Origin of the sequence: Psittacicella hinzii (assembly GCF_003585885.1) — a bacterium.
Taxonomy (GTDB): domain Bacteria; phylum Pseudomonadota; class Gammaproteobacteria; order Enterobacterales; family Psittacicellaceae; genus Psittacicella.
The window spans coordinates 1-6,480 of record NZ_NRHC01000142.1; the positions used below are offsets into that span (position 1 = coordinate 1).

4 protein-coding genes are annotated in these 6,480 nt (G+C 33.7%); 1 reads left to right on the forward strand and 3 read right to left on the reverse strand.

Going from position 1 to position 6,480, the window contains the following annotated elements:
- The first annotated feature begins 1,424 nt into the window (after positions 1-1,424).
- The gene (gene ygiD, locus CKF54_RS07760) at positions 1,425-2,207 is read left to right on the forward strand and encodes a 4,5-DOPA dioxygenase extradiol (RefSeq protein ID WP_222987598.1); all 783 of its coding nucleotides are present in this window, start codon (positions 1,425-1,427) and stop codon (positions 2,205-2,207) included.
- A 324-nt stretch (positions 2,208-2,531) separates the two neighbouring features.
- Here the strand turns inward: ygiD and CKF54_RS07765 are convergent, their stop codons facing one another.
- The 3 genes from CKF54_RS07765 to CKF54_RS07775 all read right to left on the reverse strand — a co-directional run bounded on the left by CKF54_RS07765 (position 2,532) and on the right by CKF54_RS07775 (position 6,085).
- On the reverse strand, positions 2,532-2,939 hold the full coding sequence (locus tag CKF54_RS07765; RefSeq protein ID WP_119525774.1) for a hypothetical protein: 408 nt from the start codon (positions 2,937-2,939) through the stop codon (positions 2,532-2,534).
- A 198-nt stretch (positions 2,940-3,137) separates the two neighbouring features.
- Entirely contained in the window at positions 3,138-3,491 is a 354-nt protein-coding gene (locus tag CKF54_RS07770; RefSeq protein WP_119525775.1) for a hypothetical protein, read from the reverse strand.
- Between the two features lie 935 nt (positions 3,492-4,426).
- Positions 4,427-6,085: a phosphoethanolamine transferase gene (locus CKF54_RS07775; protein ID WP_119525776.1), complete on the reverse strand. Its 1,659-nt coding sequence runs from the start codon at positions 6,083-6,085 to the stop codon at positions 4,427-4,429.
- Positions 6,086-6,480: the final 395 nt, after the last annotated feature.

Genomic DNA, 6,480 nt, shown 5'->3' on the forward strand with positions numbered 1-6,480 from the left:
TTCTTCAGTTGGTTATGTCACTAATTTCTTTAGTTGGTTGTGTCACTAGCAAATTTTGCGTAAAAAAATAGTTAGAGGTTGTCCTCTAACTACAAACTTAAAACTTTCTTTAATAATTCAAACAAACAAAAATTTAAATAAATTCAATAATGTACCCACCACAGATACAATGAAAATTTTATTTTCCAATTTTTTGGGTAACCACTCCCTCGAAATTACAAACTTAATACTGTGTATTTAAGTTTAAAGAAAATAAACGAGTTTATTTAAACGTTTGTTATTACCGCTATTTTTAGTAAAAAGAGCAGTGTAGGAGAATAAAGCAATAACCACAAAGCTTTATATGTATACTTTACCATAATTTAAATAATTTTTCTAGAGGGAATATTAGTTATTTGTTAAAAAGGTACTAGATTGCAGGGGATAATTTACTGCTGCAAATTTGAGCAATTACTTTCTGTAGGAAAAACCATAAAGCTCTTATGTGATTTAGTACTCGTTACTCTACCTAACTTATATATGATAAAGGAAAAAACTACGGTTTTATCTATATAAATCCTATGTTATATTTCTTTATGACATTTTTATCCCTTAGATCCCTTTAGGGTTGTAAGAGCTTCGAATGAAAAAATTGACAAAAAACAAAGTTTTTTTCTATAATAATAGGTAGATTTATTAGGGGTAGTAAGATTACTAGCTCGATGAATCGTCTTTTTGTTTTAATTATTGGGCATTTTCTCATGCTTGATACATTAATTAAATGTTGCTAATTTAGTTAGAGATAGTTATTTGTAGTTATCTCTAACTTTTTCTTTTTTTGAGCTTGGATACTTACTTGATTGTGACTTGGATACTTGCTTGGTTGTGACTTGGATACTTGCTTGGTTGTGACTTGGATACTTGCTTGGTTGTGAAGAGATAAGAGTTTACTCCTCTTTTGGAAATGTTATTTCACTCAAAACCTGTAAAGTAAAACCACTTAATGGCAAGTAATGTAGAGTAATGGCAAGTGATACCGAGTACATCAAAAACTCAAGCAAGAAACCATTTAATGGAAAAGTAGCTTACCCAAGAAACCATTTGATGGAAAATTAGCTTAACCAAGAGACCACTTAATGTAAAAGCAACTAACCTAAGAAACCCTGTAATTGAAGCAATTGAGTTACAGCTCAAACCAAAACCACTTAATTAGCTGTAACTAAAACTTTAAAACTTTAAAACTTTAAAACTTTAAAACTTTAAAACTTTAAAACTTTAAAACTTTAAAACTTTAAAACTTTAAAACCATTAAAACTTTAAAACCATTAAAACTTAAAACTTAAAACTACTTAACGTAAAAACTATCAGTAAACCAATCCAACCAATCTAACCAATTGGTTACCTTTACCTTATCGATAGTTAATAATTCAAACAAGGACATAATTATGCAAACTACTCAAAGTATGCCAGTCATCTTTGTCGGACATGGCAGTCCGATGCATGCCATAAACAACAATAACTTTACTCAAACTTGGAAAGAATTAGGACAGCAGATTGGTAAACCTAAAGCTATCCTTGCGATTTCTGCTCACTGGTACACTAACAATACCGCTGTGCAGTTAACTCCATTTCCTGAACAGATTTTTGATATGTATGGGTTTCCTCAAGAGTTGTATGATAAAAGATACCACGTAGTTGGGGATGCGCAGTTATCTAGTAAGGTATTACAAAGTCTAGCTGATGATGGCGTACAAGTTGATAACTCGTGGGGAATTGACCACGGTGTTTGGTCAGTACTTGTTCACATGTATCCAGAAGCAGATGTACCAGTAGTACAACTAAGTATTGATCGTAACTTAACTCCAGCGCAAATGTTTGCTTTAGGAGAAAAACTACAACATCTACGCCGTAGTGGTTATTTAATCTTTACTTCAGGTAATATTGTGCATAACTTACGTATGATGGTACGTGATGGTTCGAATGCTGAATTACCTTGGGCTAAGGATTTTGATAACTGGATGCGTGATAAAGTAATTGAACGTGATCTTGCAACAATTCTAGATTATGCAAATTATCCATACGCTGATTTAGCAGCGCCAACTCCGGAGCATATGGATCCATTATTCTATGCTCTAGGGGCAAGTACAAGTGAAGATAAAGTAACAGTATTTAATGATGAACGAGATTTAGGTTCGTTATCTATGACTGGCTTTTTATGGTACAGTTAGCAGTAACTAACTGTTAGTTATGACAATCAATGAAAAAATCTCCCGTCGTGGTTAGGTTTGTTTACCTAACTTTGACGGGAGATTTTTCGCATTTACAATTGCTAAGGAATCCTTAAATTATTAAGTTGTTTAGCAATGCAAGAGCTCTTCTTTCTTCTCTAGTATTTAGCAATGCCAGAGCTCTTCTTTTTTCTCTAGAGTAAACGTATAACGTAAAAAAGGAATAGCAAAGGCAGTTAACCCTTGCTATTCCTTTTGGTTTCGAATTATCTTTAAATTAACTTTGAGTTAGGTAGTTAGAGAAAATTAACTTTGAGTTAAAGATTAAGATTTTTTATTGATTTGAACTTGGTTCATTAAGTAACCAACATTTGAAACTTGTTGCTCATAACCTAGAGCTTTTAATGAAGCGTTAATGTCAGTTAAAAGCATATCAGCTGGAGCTTTAACAATTAAGTTACCTACAGTGTAGTAAGTGAAGTTTGCTGGGCTATCTAAAGCAATGTCAACAATACCACTTTCACTTGTTCTTACTGAAGCTTGAATGCTTTTACCGTTAACTTCTACAGTTTTTACTTCTGTGTTAGCAGTAGCTTTTGCTTTTTGCTCTGCTGACATTTTGTAATAATCGTGGTAAGCAGTTGCTGGGTCGTTAGAACTTGCATTTGCGTTAAAAGAAACTAAAGCTGTTGCTACTGCTAATGATGATACTAATGCTGTTTTGATTTTCATAACTAGATTCCTGTTGTTTTATTATTGTTTTACAATTGTTTTGTTTGCTTGTTTTGCTTTGGTAATTGACTATTGTGGAGTCAATTTCGGTTGTGTTTTTTTACTTATGTGTTTTTTAACTTATGATTGAGGTTAAAGTAGGTTGTTACTTTAAAGTAGTTTTACGCAGTTATGATTATTTCTACGTAAAAGTTTAGCTTAAGCACTTAATTGTGCTTTGTAGTTTAAAGCTTTTAAAGAAGCGTTAATTTGGCTAACTGACATGCTTGCTGGAGCTTGGATTAGTAAGTTGTCTACCGCGTAGATTTTACTATCAGCATTTACTTCACCAAGAACTAATTTTTGGAAGCCATCTTGGTCAGTTACGTAACGAGCAGTTACTGTTTGACCATTAACGTTCACTTTAGTAATTTCTTGTGAAGCTAATTGTGCTTCAGCTTTAGCGCTAATTGTGTATCTATTATCCATTTGATCAATAGATGCTTGAGCGTTAACTGTTACTAAAGTTGCTAATACTGCTAAAGTTGTTGCTAAAGTTTTGTTGAATTTCATAACTAGTTTCCTTTGTTGTTTATTTTATTGTCGTTGTTTATTGTGTTTATTGTCAGGACTATCTTCTCTGAATTTTACGAGATAGTCTTCTTTGGATTTTACCAACTGTTGAAGAATTCAAGAGGAGGTAAATATAATTAGAATTTTTATGTTGTTTTGTGTGTTCGAGTTAGCAGTTTGTTGTGTTGTTGTTTGTTGTATCTATATCAGTTTGTTGTCTGTATAGCTAACTCTAGTTGTTTGTTATTGTGTTTTGTGTTGTTGTACGCTGACTATTATAAATCTTTAACGCTTATTGATAAAGTAGCGTTAAGAGAAAACAGTATTAACTTAAATTCAATAATCAAAAATTCTTTAGTGAATTAGTGAAGAAGAATGAAGTAATGAAGTTAACCTCTTTATCTTTACTTAAGATATTGGCGTTAAGTTATGGAGCTAAGAATCTCTTAGTTAGGTAATCTCTTTAATTTGAGATCTTGTTCTTAAGCTCTTTAGTTAAGCTTGCTTTGGCGCATTATTAACTGCTTAGCAAATTAAGAAAAGCTCAACTATTGTTTCTCTTTTCACATCTCGTTGTTTACGTTGAGTATTATATGCCCAAAGATTTAAGAAATAAATACTCAAAAATGAAAAACATTATTTCAGTTTTTGCAACAAAAGCGACTTGAAAATTGCTTAAATTGAGGTAGTGAAGCACTGCTTGGGTGTTTGTTTACTTGGGGTTGATGAGCTTAAGATGTTGGTTTTGGCTGGGTATTTCGGGTTTTGAGTTTTCGTTGTAGGAAGTTCTTTTGGTAGAAGAATGGCTTTTTAAGGTTTCCTCCAAATGGGGGTTAGCTCATTTGTTCAGGAAAGGTATTGTGAGATAAAAGAAAATCCTACGAAGTAATTACTTCGTAGGATTTGATAAATAATTGGTTGCTGTAGTTATGTAGTTATTTTGCAGGGATAAACTTTTGTTCTTTGAGGCTGTTAAACTCAACCCATTTATCACCAGCAAAGACTTTTAATGGTTGTTCTGTACCCAACCAGAAAGATGGATAACCTTGGTATTGACCTAAGGTAATACCTGTCCATTCAGCAAAGCCTTGTAAGAAATTAGTAGCACTTTGTTGGAAGTTAATGTGCTCTTGTTCTTGGTTATCTGAAGAGATAACAAAGAAAGGTACTTGATAGCTTTGTTTAAAGTCTGGACTGTGGATTAAAGTCATCTCATTTGCGTCTTCAGTATGGCTATAAGCAAGACCATGATCTGAGAAGTACATAAGAGAGTAAGATTCTCCAGTTGCCTGCGCCATTTGTACTATTTGCTCAATAAAACTATCGGTTTGTTTTATTGTTTCAACATAGCAACTAAGTTCTTTATTAACATAGTCAAACTCAACACCATCCCAAATACGACGGCAGAATACAGGATGCGATCCAATCATATGTACCACAATCAGACGTGGCTGTGTATTCTGGTCATTGAGAGCTCTTTGAATAATTGGTAAGAGAGCATTATCTTGACTACGAATTCTTTCAAACCCGTTGAATGTTAAAAAGTGAGACTTGTCTGCTTGTAACGCTAGTTTAGTTGCCAGACTATCAAATTTACCACTATATCCTTGGTTTGAGAACCAGTAACTAGTAAAACCTGCTTTTTTTGCTAAAGACAAGATATTGTCTTCAGAGTAAACTTGTTCAGTTGTTGGCTCAAAACGGTAGAGGGTATAGAGTAACGAAGTATAGGTTGCTTGCGAGGCACTTAAGTAACCATGGTAGAACTTAGCTGGAGCTTTATTTAAGTAAGGGGTGTTTGCAAAAGGAGCACCATATACTTGCATAAAGTCTTGACGTACAGATTCCCCAACAATGACAATGTAGTTTTTGTAATGAGGATTTACGTCAAGTACTTGCCAGCTACTTTCTTTAGTTAGACCTTGCTCAAGTTTATTCTTTTGTTCAAAGTAAAGTTTGAAAGCGTAAAACACTTTAAACGGGTAAACCAGAGGGTAAACTCGTGAGTTCTCGACAAGGATAAAAGCTTTACTTTGTGGGAGTTCACGTACTTGGTTTATAGTACCATCACGAGCGAGCTCTTTGGCAACGCCGAGAGGTTTATGAATTAACCCATACACAATAACAGCTAAGGCAAGTAAGATACCAATAACTTTAGTTAGTGGGTTCTTTCTACGATAGGTAATACGTTGGCTTACTTGCTTTAAGGCTTGACGATGCTTACGTCCTTGGCTAATGACAAAGAAAGTGTAGAAAAAGAATAGTACTGCATATAAGTACAAGTACCACGGAATTGTTGCTAAAAACTCACCTGCTTCGCTTGGATTGGTTTCCATAATAGCTGCTACCATAGCAAGTTGGAAAGTACCATAGTAGTAAGAAGCTGGGAATAAGAAAGCTCCGAGTATCCCGTAAACTAAAATCCCAAGGTTAAAGATTTTTGGTAAATACTTATACAAGAGAATAAAGAGAAAGAAGACACTCAAGGTCTCGAGAAGCAATACGCGATAGCCAAGCGAGATAAAGTTTATGACACAAAAGATTAGTAAGAAGAAATAAAATCTTTTTTGCCAAAGTTTACTTAAAAAAGACATACTTGTATATTGATTTGTGTTGTTTTCTTAGAAACCAGAAAATGTAAAAATAAGGATGTAAAAATTGTAATTGTTGTTACAGTAAAAACTACTAAGTAGCGATAACATCTGTAAAAGTTATTGTAAGGAAAACTGTAAACGGAGAATGTAAAAATTTGCCTTATATTATATCCAAAGCTTTCCTTTAGGTTAAGAGGTTAAGGATAAAATTGAAGTCCCTGTTATTTTTTACATTCTCTGTCCGTCCCATTAAACGTTTAAGTAGAGACAGTAGCATGTTGGACTGACCTAGCAAACTAAACCTTGATTCAGAGTTTAGAGTTTAGAGGTCATGAAGCTCTAAAGCTCTAAAGCTGAAGCTCTGAGGATCTTGATGATCTGAGGATCTGAGGATC